We start from the raw sequence: 13950 nt of genomic DNA, 5'->3' as shown, positions 1-13950 counted from the left end.
TCGCGCATCGGCGTCGAGCGTGCGCGATGCCGATCCTCGACGCTCGCCCTCGCGCTCCCATGCGCGCTGGACCGCGCACGAGGCTCGTGATCGCGCGAGCGCTCGACACCAGCGATCGCGATCGACCGCGCGCATTCGATCAAGTCAAGGCTCGTCGTGCTCGTCCCCCGGCGGCACGTCGCCCCCCGGCGGCACTTCGCCCCCCGGCGGCCGCGGGCCCGCGGCCAGCGAGGCCCGCAGCGCGTCTTCGAGGCTCGGCGCGCTCGGGTCGAGGTGATCGATCCGTCGATACTCGAAGCAACCATCGATCTTGTTGCGGAACACCGCCATCTTGTCCTTCGAACGCATGAGCCACGCGTGCAGCTCGGGGGACACGTCGAGGTACTGGTAGACCTTGCCCCCCGAGAACTCCAGCTCGAGCACGCGAGCCTCGGCGTCGTAGCCGACCGAACGCAGCGCCTTGGACTCGACGGGGGCTCGCTCCATGGACGCACGATACGACCGTTGGCAGGTCCGATGCATCCTCGGCGTGAATTGGCGTAGCCTCTCGCGGCATGCGGCCGAGGATGAAACGGATGCTTCGCGTCCTCGCCGTGCTCGTGGGCGTGGCGGTCGTCGCGGTGGTCGTCGCGCTCGCGACCATGGACCGCTGGATCATGCGCGTGCTGGACCCGGGGCCGTTCGATCCCGCCGCGACTCCACCGGCGCCCGACTACCGGCGCCCCGAGGCCTGGGCTGCGCGGCCCGAGCTCGAGGATGGCGCCGACGTGGCGATCTCCGAGCTGCCGGCCGGCGATCAGCGCACCGCGCCGGTCGACGTGTTCTACCTGCACCCCACGACGGCGCTGGGGCCGACGTGGAACGCCTCGGTCGACGACCCCGCGACGCTCGAGGCCACCACCCGTGGTGGTACCCTGATCCAGGCCAGTGCCTTCAACGCCTGCTGCGCCGTGTATGCGCCCCGCTACCGGCAGGCCAACGGGCGGGCGTTCGTCCATCCCGACGCCGAGAGCGAGCGTGCGATCGAGGTCGCGCTGTCCGATGTCTCGGCTGCGTTCGACGAGTTCCTCGCCCACACGGGCGACCGCCCGTTCATCCTCGCGGGCCACAGCCAGGGCGCCGTCATCGGCGCTCGATTGCTGCGCGAGCGCATCGCGGGCCAGCCGGTCCAGGCACGAATGGTCGCCGCGTACCTCATCGGAGCCCCGCTCCGTCCCGACCAGCGCTCGCCCCTGGTGCCCCCGTGCGAGCGACCCGATCAGACCGGATGCGTGGTCGGCTGGAACGCTCGAGGACCGGAGTATCGACCCAACGGCCTCGAATTCGACGCCGACGATCCCGACCCGATGCGCGACCGGCTCTGCGTCAACCCGATCACGTGGACCACCGACGGTACCCATGCCCCCGCCAGTGCCAACGCCGGAGCGCTGTTCCTCGACACCGATGCCCCGGCGATCAAGCCCGCGTTCGCCGATGCCCAGTGCGTGGATGGGGCCCTGGTGGTCACCACGATGGGAGATCCCGAGCGCGACTTCATGAGCCGGCTGCTGCTGTGGACGATGGGGCCGGACAACTACCACCCGATCGAGTACCAGATGTTCTACCTGGGCCTGCGCCGCAACGCGGCGCAGCGGGTGGAAGCCTTCGGACGCTGAGGGCCGCCACCGCTTCCGCGGCGCCCACGCTTCGGCATCGCGCTCGACGATGGCGCCGACACCGTGGCCCCTGCTACCTTCGCCCATCCATGCCGGGCAATGCCTTCGGCGAGCGCTTCGTCGTGACCACCTTCGGCGAGTCCCACGGCGGAGTCGTGGGGGTGGTCGTCGACGGCTGCCCGGCAGGGCACCCGTTCCCCCACGCACGGATCCAGGCGCAGCTCGATCGTCGTCGCCCGGGTCGGAGTCGCCTGAGCTCGAGCCGACGCGAGCCCGATGCGATCGAGGTGGGCAGCGGCATCGACCCCGAGTCGGGCCTGACCCTCGGCACTCCGATCTCGATGTGGGTGAGGAACGAGGACGCCAAGCCGCAGCACTACGACGAGCTCCAACGGCTGTACCGTCCGTCCCACGCCGACTACACCTACGATGCCCGCTATGGCCTGCGCTTCGTGGCGGGCGGAGGACGGGCCTCGGCGCGCGAGACGGTGGGACGCGTGGCGGCCGGGGCCCTCGCCGAGGACCTGCTCGAGCGGCTCCACGGGATCTCGATCGTGGCGTGGGTCGACCAGGTGCACGCGGTCCAGTGCCCGCCCGTCGATCCCGAGTCGATCACCCGCGCCGAGGTCGACGCCCACGAGGTCCGCTGTCCCGACCCCGATGCAGCCGCGCGCATGACCGAGGTGATCGAGGCCGCCCGCCACGATCGCGACACCGTGGGCGGCGTGCTGCGCTGCGTGGCGCGGGGGGTTCCGCCCGGCCTCGGCGAGCCGGTGTTCGACAAGCTCGGCGCCGACCTGGCCGCGGCCATGATGAGCCTGCCCGCCTCGCGCGGCTTCGAGCTGGGTGAAGGCTTCGCCGCGACGCTCATGCGCGGCTCGGAGCACAACGATGCGTTCGTACCCGCGCCCGAGCGCCCGCCCAGCACCCCCTTCGGGGAGGTCGGCATCCGTACCCGCACCAATCGCAGCGGCGGCATCCAGGGCGGCCTGAGCAACGGCGAAACGATCCGCTTCGGGGTGGCGTTCAAGCCGGTGGCGACGATCTTCCAGCCGCAAGACACCGTCGATCGCCAGGGCAAGGCCGCCACGCTCACCGCCCGCGGCCGCCACGATCCCTGCGTGTTGCCCCGGGCCGTGCCCATGGTCGAGGCCATGTGCGCGCTGGTGCTGTGCGATCACCTACTGCGGCGCCTGGGCGTGCGCGTCGAGGAGCTGCTCCCATGACCTTGCAGCTGGTATCCAGCAATCCGACGCCCGACGGCGGCAGCGGTGGCCCCCGCGGCCCCCGCATATTGGCCCCGGGCGCGCCCCCGTCCCCCGGCCCCGTGCCCAACGACCTCGCCCGCCATCTCGTGTTCGGCGAGGCGCTGGTGTGGTGGGACGAGAAGGATCGCACCCACGTGGGTCCCGTGGCCCTGGTGTTCGTGGCCGCGCTGGCGATCCTCGGGTTCGTGAGCGTGTTGGCGCCCCATTTCTGGCTGCAGCCCTGGCGCGAGCTGTGGAAGCCGATCGCGGCGCTGCTGTCCCCGGCGGCCCTGGTGCTGCTGCGCGAGCGTGCCAACCAGCGCGCCGTGCTGGTCACCGACGCGGGAATCATCGGCGTCGATCGTCACGGCCACGCCGAGCGCCTCCCCCTCGAGGCGATCACGGCGGTCCGACGCGACGTGCTGCGGGGCGGCCTGGTGCTCGAGGGCAAGCGCGGGCGGGTTCGGGTCCCCCCATCGCTGCTCGACGATGCTCGTCAGGCGATCGCCAGCCAGCGTCGCGGCCGCGTCCGAGCCCCCGGCTCGATCGACGATCCCACGAGGTGGCTGCCATGAGCATCACGCAGCGCAGCGCGCTGTCCCGCGCCCGCCGGATCGTGGTCAAGGTCGGCACGGCCGTGGTCACCCGCGACGGCTTCGAGCTGGCTCTGGGCCGCCTCTACGGCATCGTGGAGGAGCTGGGCCGGCTCCACCGCGAGGGCAGCGCGGTGCTCCTGGTCACCAGCGGCGCCGTGGGCATGGGCTCGCGGGTGCTCGGACTGGCCGAGCGCCCCTCCTCGCTGGGCCTGCGACAGGCGTGCGCTGCGGTGGGCCAGGGTCACTTGATGGCGCTCTACACCCAGGCCCTGGCGCAGCTGGGGGTGGTGGCCGCCCAGGTGCTCCTGACCCAGGACGACCTCGCCGACCGCGACCGGGCGCTGTGCGTGCGCACCACGCTGCTGCGCCTGCTCGAGCTGCGCACGCTGCCCGTGCTCAACGAGAACGACAGCGTCAGCGTGCGGGAGCTGGTCGAGCACATCCGAGCGTCGAGCGACGACGACGCTCCCGAGCCGGCCTTCGGCGACAACGACGGGCTCTCGGCCCGGGTCGCGGTGGCGGTGGACGCCGATCTGCTGGTGCTGATGACCAACGTGGACGGGCTCTACACCGCCAACCCGAGCCACGACGATGGCGCGACGCGGATCCCCGAGCTGACCGGCGTGGCCTCCGAGCTACGGGCGCTCACCCAGGGGCGATCGAGCGGCGGAACCGGAGGCATGAGCTCCAAGCTCGAGGCCGCCCGCCTGGCCACCGAGGCCGGCTTGCCCGTGCTCATCCTCGATGGCACGCAGCCCGGCGCGCTCACCCGGGCGCTCCGCGGCGAGGATCTCGGCACGATCCTGTGGTCGCCCGCGCCTCGACCGGCCAGGCGGCGCCACATCGCCATCGGACGCGCGCATCAGGGCGCCCTGGTGGTCAACGCCGGGGCCCTCGCCGCGCTCTCCGAGCGCAAGGCCTCGCTGCTGCCCATCGGGGTGCTGCGGATCGAGGGCGAGTTCCTGCGCGGCGACGTGGTGGAAATCCGCGACGGCAGCGGCCGCGTGCATGGGCGCGGCGTGGTCAACTACGACGCGGACGCCTGTCGAGCGCTCGCAGGGCGCCATAGCTCCGAGATCGACCGCGTCCTGGGATTCCGGGGCTACGATGCGCTGGTCACCCGCGACAACCTCGTGCTCGGCGAGGTCTAGCACGGGCGACGGGAGCACCGCCGATGGCCGATCCCTCCGAACACGTCCGCCAGCTCGCACGCCTTGCGCGGGCGGCCGGTGCCCAGCTTGCCCGCGCCACCGGACCCGACCGCCGCTCGGTCCTGCTGGCGCTCGCCGACGAGCTGGCCCGGCCCGATGCCCGCGGGCAGATCCTCGCGGCCAACGCCGAGGATCTGCGCGAGGCCGAGGCCCTGCGCGACCGCGGCGAGCTGGCCCCCGCGCTGGTCGACCGACTCGCGCTGAGCGACAAGAAGCTCGACGGTCTGTGCGACGGGCTCGGCCAGCTCGCCGATCAGGTCGACCTGATCGGTCGGATCGAGCTCGAGCGCGAGCTCGACGACGGCCTGGTGCTGCGCCGCGTGAGCTGCCCGCTGGGCGTGCTGGGCGTGGTGTTCGAGGCCCGCCCCGACGCGGTCCCACAGATCGCCGGGCTGGCCCTGCGCACCGGCAACGCCGTGCTGCTCAAGGGGGGCCGGGAAGCTCGGCGCAGCAACGCCGCCCTCGTCCGACGGCTGCGCGACGCCCTGCACGCGCAAGGATTGCACCCGGCTGCCGTCACGCTCCTCGAGGACCGCGCGGAGGTCGACGCCCTGCTGAAGCTCGAGCGAGGGATCGACCTGGTGATCGCCCGGGGCTCCTCGGCCTTCGTGCGCCACGTGCAATCGCGAACCTCGATCCCCGTGCTCGGCCACGCCGAGGGCCTGTGCCACCTCTACCTGCATCACACGGCCTCCCCGCCGATGGCGGCACGGATCGCCGTGGACGCCAAGTGCAGCTATCCCGCCGCGTGCAACTCGATCGAGACCCTGCTGTGGGAGCCTGGGGCCGAGCCGGCCCTGCTCGCGGCGCTCGAGGCCCTGCGGCGCCATGGAGTGGAGCTGCGGGGCTGCGAGGCCACCCGGGCCAAGCACCCGGACCTGCTCCCCGCCACCGACGAGGACTGGTCGACCGAGTACGGCGAGCTCGTCCTCTCGATCAAGCGCGTGGAGCACCTCGACGACGCGCTCGCCCACATCGAGCGCTACGGCTCGCGCCACACCGAGGCGATCGTGGCCAGCGATCCGCTCGCCGCGTCCACCTTCCTCGCGGCCGTGGATGCAGCGGGGGTGTTCCACAACGCCAGCACCCGCTTTGCCGACGGCTACCGCTATGGCCTGGGGGCCGAGGTGGGCATCAGCACCGGCAAGCTCCATGCACGCGGTCCCGTGGGCGTGGAGGGCCTGGTCACCTACCGCTGGCTGTTGCGCGGCGAGGGACAGGTCGCCAGCGACTACGGGCCAGGCAAGCGCGCGTTCGTCCATCGCACGCGGACTCCCCCCGACTGAGCGCGAACACGTCCCACATCCGACACGGGAAACCCCTACGCCACCAACCGCGCCCTCACACGCAATCCGATCACCCGTTGCCGAGATCCAGCGCGCGCGCGTGGTGAACCTCGCTTGTACCGGCCGGCCGCGATCGTCCATACTGCAATCCTCACGGACTGTGTTCGAGGGCCGCCTGGTCGCCGTCCGCTGCCCCGCCCGCTGTCGATGAGCATCCTGCGCCTGCTGCTGGTCGAAGACGATCCCGCCGATGCTCGGCTGGTTCACGAGCTGCTGCGCGAGTGCCAGCGCGACTTCGAGGTCGTGCACGCCGGTCGCCTCGAGACCGCACTCGAGCTCGCCGGCACCGAGGCCCTCGACGCCGTGCTGCTCGACCTCACCCTGCCCGACAGCAGCGGCATGGACACCGTGCGTCGTGCCTGCACGGCGATGCCCGGCCTGCCCATCGTGGTGTTGACGAGCGAGGCCGAGGACGAAGCCGCAAGCGGCGTCATCGGCGAAGGCGCCCAGGACTGCCTGTTCAAGGGGGCGCTCGAGCCATCGCTGCTGCAGCGGAGCCTGGTCTGCGCGGTGGAGCGCAAGGCGTTCGAGCGCCAGCTCCGACCCGATGCCCTGCACGACGCCGCCGCGGCGCTGCCCAGTCGTCAAGTGCTGCACGAGCGCCTCGAGCTCGACCACGAGCTGCGCGGCGCCATCGAGCGCGACGAGCTCGAGCCGTTCTACCAACCGCTGGTGTGGCTCCACACCGGTGAGATCGCAGGGTTCGAATCGCTGGTGCGCTGGCGCCACCCCACGCGCGGCCTGGTCCCGCCCGGCGACTTCATCGCGGTGGCCGAGGAAGCCGGCCTGATGCCGTCGCTGTTCCGTCGTCTGCTCCCCAAGGTGCTCGAGCAGACCCGCACCTGGCAGCGCGACGGCCACCCGGCGCTGCTGATGAACATCAACCTCTCGCCGTGCCAGATCGCCGACTCCGATCTGCTCGAGGTACTGGCCGAGCAGTTGCCCGACTCGGGGCTGGCTCCCGGCTCGCTGGGGGTGGAGATCACCGAGAACCTGCTGATCGAGGACGACGACGCCGCCCGCGCGGTGCTGCACCGGATCCGCGCCATGAAGATCCGCGTGCTGCTCGACGACTTCGGCGTGGGCTACTCGGCGCTGTCGTGCCTGCACCGCTTCCCCATCGACGGCATCAAGGTCGACCGCTCGTTCCTCGCACGCCTGGGCCATGGCCCACAGGAAGGAGGGGCCGAGATCGTGCGCGCCATCGTCAACCTGGCCGCGGGCCTGGGCAAGAGCACCACGGCCGAGGGCATCGAGACCGCCGAGCAGCTCCGGTTCGTGCGCGCGCTGGGCTGCGAGCTGGGCCAGGGCTACCTGTTCGGCCGCCCGATGCCGGCCCCCGCGGCCACCGCGATGCTGCACCGCGGGCACCCCGATGGCGTCAGCCCCGTCGTCGCCGTCACGCGCCCCCACTCCAGCCCCGATCACAGCCACACCCGCGGCCGGGTGCTGCTGGTCGACCCGCAGGAGGCGCGGCGTCGGCTCCAGCGGCTGCGCCTCGAGGAACAGGGCTACCAGGTGCTGCTGGCGGCGACCGAGGCCGAGTGCCTGTCGCTGGCGGCCGAGCAGGAGCCCGAGGTCGTCGTGCTGGCGCTGGGCATGCCCGACCTGCCCGCCGCACGGATCTGCGAGACGCTGCGCAGCTCGACCGACACGGCCGAGATCCCCGTGCTGCTGGCCACGGCCGGCCCCGAGGACCACCCGGCCGTCGTGGAGGCCCTCGAGGCGGGCGGGCGCGACGTGGTGGGCTGGGAGACCTCGACCATGCTCCTGTGCGCACGGCTCGACTCGCAGATCACCTGCGCGCGGGCCCAGGCTCGGCTGAGCCGGGTGACCATGACCGACGAGCTCACCGGGGTGCTCTCGCGCCGGTTCCTGTTCGGCGCGCTGCGGCGTACGGTCAAGTCGGTCAGCCGCCAGGGCGTGACCGGCATCGGCCTGCTGCTCGCCGACGTCGACGGCTTTCGTCGCGTCAACGACGTCGAGGGGCACCAGGCCGGCGACCGCATGCTCGCTCGCATCGCACGGGCCATCGACGGCAGCAGCCGCGACAGCGACCTGGTGGCGCGCTTTGGCGGCGCGGAGTTCGTGGTCGTGCTCCCCGACGTCGACGAGGAAGGGGCCCTGCAGGTGGCCGAGCGCATCCGCAGCAACGTGGAGGAGCGCTGCAGCACCACCGTGAGCATCGGTGGTGCCTTCGTCGATCGCATCCCGGTCGCTCAGATGCGCGACGGCGAGAAGCTCGATGCGCTGATCGAGGGCATGATCCGTGATGCCGACGAGTCGCTGGCGCGAGCCAAGGCGCGCGGACGCAACTGTGTGGTGATGCAGCGGTGCGCCGAGACCCACTCGAGCGCGACCGTCTCCAGCGCCACGTAGGCCTCGCTCGGAGCGGCGGAGCCCCGCTGGGGCTGGGCCCCAGGAAAACGCGAAGACCGACGGCGGGGTGCACCGTCGGTCTTCGTGCGGCCCGCGGGCGCGAGCCGGACCCTCGAGGGCCGTTCTCAGGACACCACGTCGGTGATTCGCATGTGGGCGCCGGACTGCGCCGGATTGCTGCGCTCGGCGAAGCCCTGGAGCTGCCGCTGCGCGGCATTGAATGCGTCACGCAAGGCCACGCCGAGGTCGGCGTGCTCCGGCTTGGGCTTGTCTGCGTTGACCACGATGTCGGCCCCCGGAACGCTCAGCTCGATGTGCACCTGGTAGGCGTTGCCCTTTTGGTGGTGCTGATGGGGAGCCTCGACGACGACCCGGCAGCTGGTGATGCGGTCGTAGAAGCGGTCGAGCTTGGCGGCCTTCGCCCGAATGCGTTCCTCGATCTCGTCGGTACGCACGACATTGCGAAACGTGATCTCCAATGGGAGCTTCATGGGCCTTCCTTGTCTGAGAAGCGCCGAGGTCCAACCGTTGCTCCCCTTGCTAGCTCGGCGCGACGCGGTGAGATGTCCAGTCGGGAGCAACACCCCAAGTGTGACAGGCACCCCGGCCAATGTGCCAGCAAAGTTACCGTGGCCGGTCCCACCGGACCGGCGTCCGGAGCCCAAATTTGCGGCCATCCAGACCAAACGGGCGTCCCCCGCCACTTGAAGGGATCCATGATCCTTGGTGCGACATCAAGCGACATGAACACACGAGAGGTGGCGCGAGGCGCTCACCCCTCGTCGGGCAGCACGGCATGCGCCTCGGCCAGCACGCCGCGCTCGACCAGGGCCGAGCGCAGGGAGGCGGCATCGGAGAAGCACACCGCGTCCATCCCCACCGAGCAGGCGGCCGCGCAGTTGCTCTGCCGATCGTCCACGAACGTGCACGCCGACGGCTCGACGCCCAGCGCCGCGGCAGCGCCCAGGTACGCCTGCGGATCGGGCTTGCGCACGCCCGTGTTGCACGACACGAAGCTCCACTGCAGATAGCGCGACAGCCGAAGCTCCTCCTCGATGTAGCGATACCAGCGGGGATAGTTCGACAGCGCGTGCATCGGCACCCCGCGCCCGCGCAGCTCCGCGAGCAGCGGCTCGATCCCCGGCAGCAGTCGATACCCCGCGCGCACCGTGGCCAGCAGTCCCGGCCCGTCGAACGCACGCCCGTCGGCGAAGAAGCGCGACAGGAACGTGGCCTCGTCGAGCGCATCGAGTTCGAACTCCACCCACGCGCCCGCGCGTAGCTGCGGCAGCAGCTGCCGCAGGCTCGTGCCGAAGAACCGAGGAATCTCCGCGAAGAACGGGTCGTGGACCAGCGTGTCCATCACGTCGAGCAGGAGCACGCGGGGCGATGACTTCGGCATGGCCGGCACCCCACACCTAGACGCGAAGGAGCTTGGCCTCGGCCTCGGCGGGATCGCACTCGAGCAGATCGATGGGCCGCAGCTCGCTGGCGGGCTTGTCGTGCTCGTAGACCAACAGCCCCAGCGCGCCGTAGTGCGGCCGTATGCGATCGGACAGCAGGTGGATCCTCTTGAGGTTGGGGATGAGCCGCCGAAACAGGGTGTTGCGGAAGCGCCCCATGAACTCCGAGCGCAGCACCGCGGCGTTCCACTCGCGTCGCGACATGCAGTGGGCGTAGTGCTCCTCATAGAACTCGTGGGCCAGGAAGCGATTGCGCAGCAGCACGGAGATCTCGTAGGCCCAGTCCTCGCGATCGCGCCGCTCGTGCTCGGGCAGCGCCGCGTAGTAGTCGCGCAGCGCCACCACCCCGAACGTCACGTGGCGAGCCTCGTCGGTGATGACGTACTGGAGCAGCTCCTTGAGCAGGGGCTCGCGGGTCGACTGACGCATGGTGCCGAAGGCCCCCAGCGCCAGCCCCTCGATCATGATCTGCATGCCCAGGAACTTGAGGTCCCAGCGCCCGTCGGTCATGAGCGCATCGATGATGGTGTAGAGGTTGTCGTTGATCGGATAGACCTTGCCGAGCTTCTCGGCGAGATAGCGGTGGAACACCTCCACGTGGCGCCCCTCGTCGACCACCTGGGTGGAGCCGTAGAGCTTGCCGTCCATCCACTGGACCGCCTCGGTGACCTGGCAGGCCGCGAACAGGGCCCCCTGCTCGCCGTGCAGGAACTGCGACAGCAGCCACGACGTGAGATCGGCGCGCTGCTCGGCCTGACGCCGGCGCGGCAGCGAGCGGTAGCTGGGCAGCTCGGCCAGCGGCAGCGTGTGCTCGGGCATCAGCTCGCGGCTCTCGTCGAATGGATCGACCTCGGTGCTCCACGGCAGCGCGGTGGCGCCGTCCCACTGGTCGCGCTTGGCCGCGTCGTAGAGCTTGGCGAGCTCGGGCCGGTTGCGCTCATAGTCCCAGTCGAAGTGGGCCTGGTGGTGGGCCGGCATCTGGGCCGTACGATCGCGCTTGCCCTTCTTGAGCAGCAGACCGCGCACGGCCGGCCCAGCGAGATCGAGGAACACGCGAGGGTTGCGGCTGCGGCCCAGGGGGCCGAGGGCAGAGGGGGCGGTGGTGAGCATGCGATCGTCCTCGAGCGTGCGGTGGTGAAGATCCGGTGGTGAGTTCCGGTGGTGAAGTCCGGTGGTGAAGTCCGGTGGTGCGTCAGCCGGCGGTGCCATCGGCGGCCGTCGTGATGGCCCGATGGGCGTGGTCGACCGGATCGCGCAACAGCAGCAGCTGCGCGAGCGCGGCGGTGTGATCTTCGGAGCCCCACAGCGGCCGCCGTAGCGGCCCAGCCGCGGCACGCAGCAGGGCGTCGGACCCCACCTGCAAGAGCGCGGCACGAATGGGCACGTTGGGTCGGAGCGCGGCCCCGTCCTGCTCCCTTCCACCCTGCTCACGGATGAAGCGCTCGAGCACGTGCAGCAGCGGCACCACCTGACGCAGCAGGATCTGACGCCCGGGCCCCTTGCCGTCGAGCAGCTCTCGCAGCACGATGCGGGCGAGCTGGGGCTCGGCGTCGAGGAACTCCACGTAGCGCGCCACCGTGCGATCGATGCGCTGGGACAGCTTGCCCTCGGCCGTCATCGACTCGACCAACGCGTCGCGCAGGCGGCCGAAGCAGCGCTCCACGGTGCGCGCGTAGAGGGCCTCCTTGCTGCCGAAGTGGTAGAGCAGCGACGGACGCCCGATCCCCGCTCGCCTGGCGATGTCGGCGAGCTTGGCCGCCCCGTAGCCCACCGCCGCAAACGCCAGCTCGGCGGCAGCCAGCACCCGCTCGGGGGTGGCGATCGCGTTGGCACTGGCGAGGGGGCGGCCCATCGTTGGAGGTCAGATTCATCGACTCGCGAGTCGAATGCAAGAGAAGAATGAACTCATCAGTCGATTAAATTCGCGCAAGTGACGCAGGTCATGCAGATGACCGGCGTTGTGTCATGGTGGGCAGGCCGTGCGGCAGTGGCTCCGCAAGCTGATGACCCTCAACGGCAGCCCCCGTGGGATCGCGGGTGGCTTCTCGCTGGGCCTGTCGCTGTCGCTGCTGCCGGTGCCGTTCGCGGGCATGTTCGTGGCGCTGGCCACGGCGCCGCTGCTGCGCTGCAACCTGCCCGCCACGTACCTGGGGACCGCCGTCGTCAACCCGGTGACCGGCCCGCTGTTCTACTTCGCCGAGCTCTACATCGGCCTGGCCGTGCTCGGTCGCGAGCTGCCAACGTGGGCTCGGATGCAAGCGCTCGACCTGCCCGGCTGGTGGCACCTGTTCACCGACGCGGTGGGTCCGTTCATGCTGGGCGCGGCCCTTTGCTGCGCCGCGGGCTTCGTGCTGACCTTTCCGCTGCTCTACTGGTCGTCGGCGCGGTGGCAAGCCAAGCATGGATCGCGCCGCGCTCGGGTCGTGACCGGCGACGCATCCGAGCCATAGTCAACCAACACTCGAGGGCACGGCCCCGCGCGGAGAACCGTGCCCTCACTGGCTGCTTTCCCGACCCAACGCGCCCTTTCATCGAGGGCGAGCTGGGTGCTTGATTGCCTGCCGCTGGATGCGGGGGCAGCCTAGAACAGCCGGCGCCGACGCAGGGTGCCCAGGCCCATCAGGCCCAGGAGCATCAGCATCGCGCCGCCGGGAGCGGGCGTGGTGCGGCAGCTGCAGCCGCCACCACCGGTGTCGTCCTGCGAGCTGGTGCTGGTGCCATCGCCGCTCTCGTCCTCACCGGTGGTGAACACGCTGCTGTCGTCGTTCGTGGCGTTGCCCCCGGAGGAATCGGCCCCGGTGGTCATGGGCCCGCTGGTGCCGCTGTCCTCGCCCATGATGGTGACGGTGGCGCTGACCATGTCGGCGATGTTGCCGTGGTAGTCGGCCGCCTCGAGGGTGATGGCGTACTCGCCCGGCGGCAGACCGGCGAAGGTGACCTCCCAGTCACTGTCGGTGGCCTTGAGGGGGGAAGCGTCCATCCAGTTGGCGTCGCACACGTCGTTGGTGCACTGCGTGACGGTGTCGGAGCCGATGATGTCGATGAAGACCTCCGACGTCACCGTCCAGCGCACGCCCACGATGGGGTCGCCATCGGAGATGTCGACGTCGAGCACCAGGTCGTCGCCCGCCATGAGCACCGCGCCGTCCTCGGGCACGATGTTGGAGAGCACGGGCGCCTCGGTGTCCTCGACGCGAGCGCCGTAGTACATCAGGAGGTCCTGGTGGCTGTTCTGGCCCTGCATGCCGCCCGGGCCGTCGCAGGTGAAGTGGTCGACGCTGGTGCACTCGAGCGGGAGGCTGACCTGCATGCCGCGATCGTTGAAGCCCTGCTGCTGCACGCGATCGTTGCACACGTCCTGGAAGCCCAGCGGAGCCATGGCGTAGTCGGGGCCGGCCAGCGGGCCCACGTCGACCACGTAGTTCATCCAGTCCTCGGGGTTGTCCACGCCCTCGAGGCCCGAGACCCGGCCGAACGCATAGGTCGAGGCGTGCACGACCTCGGGATCGATGCAGTTCATCGTGGTGCCCGAGGTGGAGGTGATGGCATTGCGGTTGCGGGCCTCGCAGTTGATGCCACCAAACGCGCACGAGAAGCTCGTGCTCATGTCCGCCGGATCGTCGCTGGCCAGGTGCATGACGTACGAGATGTACTCGGGCGGCCGCACGTTGGTGACCATCACGTCGTACTCGACCAGGTTGTTGGCCAGGGCGGTGGTGAGGTTGTCCGCGTCGGCGTAGGGGGGCTCGACCGTCTCCTCGCTCACGCCGTAGCAACCCAACGCGGAGTTCACCGAGGCGCCGCACGGCGCCATGTTGGTGGGGTACAGCGTGATGTCCTCGGTGGGGACGTAGAGGATGCCGGGCTCGGCGGAGGCCACCGAGGGGGCAAGGGTCAGCAGGGCCAGGGCGCTGGAAATCAAGCAAGTCCGCTTCATCACTTCTCTCCTCGCATTCCGCGAATCTCGGGGACGCTCGCCCGGGGTGACGCTCGTGTCAACCGGGCTCGCCCGACGACGACCGTGACCCAACGCCGCGCGCTCGCGCTCCTTGC

General features: G+C 70.7%; 13 protein-coding genes. 7 read left to right on the top strand and 6 right to left on the bottom strand.

Going from position 1 to position 13950, the window contains the following annotated elements:
- Positions 1 to 144: 144 nt before the first annotated feature.
- Positions 145 to 486, bottom strand: a complete 342-nt coding sequence (locus OEB96_RS15900) for a KTSC domain-containing protein (protein WP_266216717.1) — start codon at positions 484 to 486, stop codon at positions 145 to 147.
- 89 nt (positions 487 to 575) lie between these two features.
- Here OEB96_RS15900 and OEB96_RS15895 point away from each other — a divergent pair, with 89 nt between their 5' ends.
- The 6 genes from OEB96_RS15895 (at position 576) to OEB96_RS15870 (ending at position 8434) form a co-directional block, all read left to right on the top strand.
- Positions 576 to 1655: a DUF3089 domain-containing protein gene (locus OEB96_RS15895; RefSeq protein ID WP_266216715.1), complete on the top strand. Its 1080-nt coding sequence runs from the start codon at positions 576 to 578 to the stop codon at positions 1653 to 1655.
- A gap of 89 nt (positions 1656 to 1744) precedes the next feature.
- Entirely contained in the window at positions 1745 to 2881 is a 1137-nt protein-coding gene (gene aroC / locus OEB96_RS15890; protein ID WP_266216714.1) for a chorismate synthase, read from the top strand.
- Complete coding sequence (locus OEB96_RS15885; protein WP_266216712.1) at positions 2878 to 3477, top strand: hypothetical protein; 600 nt, start codon at positions 2878 to 2880, stop codon at positions 3475 to 3477. The genes aroC and OEB96_RS15885 overlap by 4 nt, the downstream gene beginning before the upstream one ends.
- Entirely contained in the window at positions 3474 to 4649 is a 1176-nt protein-coding gene (gene proB / locus OEB96_RS15880; RefSeq protein ID WP_266216711.1) for a glutamate 5-kinase, read from the top strand. Before OEB96_RS15885 ends, proB begins: the two co-directional genes overlap by 4 nt.
- A 23-nt stretch (positions 4650 to 4672) precedes the next feature.
- Positions 4673 to 5995: a glutamate-5-semialdehyde dehydrogenase gene (locus OEB96_RS15875; RefSeq protein ID WP_266216710.1), complete on the top strand. Its 1323-nt coding sequence runs from the start codon at positions 4673 to 4675 to the stop codon at positions 5993 to 5995.
- A 207-nt stretch (positions 5996 to 6202) separates the two neighbouring features.
- Entirely contained in the window at positions 6203 to 8434 is a 2232-nt protein-coding gene (locus OEB96_RS15870) for an EAL domain-containing protein (RefSeq protein WP_266216708.1), read from the top strand.
- Between the two features lie 125 nt (positions 8435 to 8559).
- Here OEB96_RS15870 and OEB96_RS15865 read toward each other — a convergent pair whose 3' ends face one another.
- The 4 genes from OEB96_RS15865 to OEB96_RS15850 all read right to left on the bottom strand — a co-directional run bounded on the left by OEB96_RS15865 (position 8560) and on the right by OEB96_RS15850 (position 11749).
- Positions 8560 to 8925: an HPF/RaiA family ribosome-associated protein gene (locus tag OEB96_RS15865; RefSeq protein ID WP_266216706.1), complete on the bottom strand. Its 366-nt coding sequence runs from the start codon at positions 8923 to 8925 to the stop codon at positions 8560 to 8562.
- A gap of 281 nt (positions 8926 to 9206) precedes the next feature.
- Complete coding sequence (locus OEB96_RS15860; RefSeq protein ID WP_266216705.1) at positions 9207 to 9836, bottom strand: HAD-IA family hydrolase; 630 nt, start codon at positions 9834 to 9836, stop codon at positions 9207 to 9209.
- 16 nt (positions 9837 to 9852) lie between these two features.
- Complete coding sequence (locus OEB96_RS15855; RefSeq protein WP_266216703.1) at positions 9853 to 11007, bottom strand: ferritin-like domain-containing protein; 1155 nt, start codon at positions 11005 to 11007, stop codon at positions 9853 to 9855.
- 82 nt (positions 11008 to 11089) lie between these two features.
- Positions 11090 to 11749, bottom strand: coding sequence for a TetR/AcrR family transcriptional regulator (locus tag OEB96_RS15850; RefSeq protein WP_266216702.1), 660 nt, complete (start codon positions 11747 to 11749; stop codon positions 11090 to 11092).
- Between the two features lie 127 nt (positions 11750 to 11876).
- Here OEB96_RS15850 and OEB96_RS15845 point away from each other — a divergent pair, with 127 nt between their 5' ends.
- Entirely contained in the window at positions 11877 to 12347 is a 471-nt protein-coding gene (locus tag OEB96_RS15845) for a DUF2062 domain-containing protein (RefSeq protein WP_266216700.1), read from the top strand.
- Positions 12348 to 12478: 131 nt separating this feature from the next.
- Here OEB96_RS15845 and OEB96_RS15840 read toward each other — a convergent pair whose 3' ends face one another.
- Positions 12479 to 13834 carry an MYXO-CTERM sorting domain-containing protein gene (locus OEB96_RS15840; protein ID WP_266216698.1) on the bottom strand — a complete coding sequence of 452 codons (1356 nt, stop codon included), beginning with the start codon at positions 13832 to 13834 and terminating at the stop codon, positions 12479 to 12481.
- Positions 13835 to 13950: the final 116 nt, after the last annotated feature.

Source organism: Paraliomyxa miuraensis (genome assembly GCF_026337845.1).
In the GTDB taxonomy this organism is placed as follows: Bacteria; Myxococcota_A; Polyangia; order Nannocystales; family Nannocystaceae; genus Paraliomyxa; species Paraliomyxa miuraensis.
The sequence above is the reverse complement of the archived record's forward strand: the minus strand, read 5'-3'. Positions and strand labels throughout refer to the sequence as shown.